Below are 485 nucleotides of genomic sequence, written 5' to 3'. Positions count from 1 at the left end.
CCTTCATCGACTCCTAGTGTCAAGGCATCCACCGTGCGCCCTTTCTAACTTAACCAAACTAAAAATTAAAAAATATGAGCTACACTGTTATCTAGTTTTCAAAGAACATACCATTTGCTATTTAAAATAGCTTTTTGGTGGAGCCTAGCGGGATCGAACCGCTGACCTCCTGCGTGCAAGGCAGGCGCTCTCCCAGCTGAGCTAAGGCCCCAAGTTGTATGGTGGGCCTAAATGGACTCGAACCATCGACCTCACGCTTATCAGGCGTGCGCTCTAACCAGCTGAGCTATAGGCCCATACAAATTGCAGGATTTATTTATATCATATCCTCATTTAAGAGTCAATACTTTTTATTGAACTCTCAAAACTAAACGAAAACGAAACACGGAAACTTATATTGATAAGCAGCGCTTATCAATTCTCCATAGAAAGGAGGTGATCCAGCCGCACCTTCCGATACGGCTACCTTGTTACGACTTCACCCC

The 485-nt window shown here is 44.3% G+C and carries 2 tRNA genes and 1 rRNA gene; all 3 read right to left on the bottom strand.

What is annotated here, in order from left to right:
- Positions 1-135: 135 nt before the first annotated feature.
- Positions 136-211 (bottom strand) — tRNA-Ala (locus MR070_RS26870).
- 8 nt (positions 212-219) lie between these two features.
- Positions 220-296, bottom strand: a tRNA-Ile gene (locus MR070_RS26865).
- Between the two features lie 132 nt (positions 297-428).
- Positions 429-485 (bottom strand): 16S ribosomal RNA (locus MR070_RS26860); the annotation flags it as partial.

Source organism: Bacillus cereus group sp. BfR-BA-01453, from assembly GCF_022662915.1.
Taxonomy (GTDB): Bacteria; Bacillota; Bacilli; order Bacillales; family Bacillaceae_G; genus Bacillus_A; species Bacillus_A paranthracis.
Note: the sequence above shows the minus strand (reverse complement) of the source record. Positions and strands in the feature narration are given on the sequence as shown.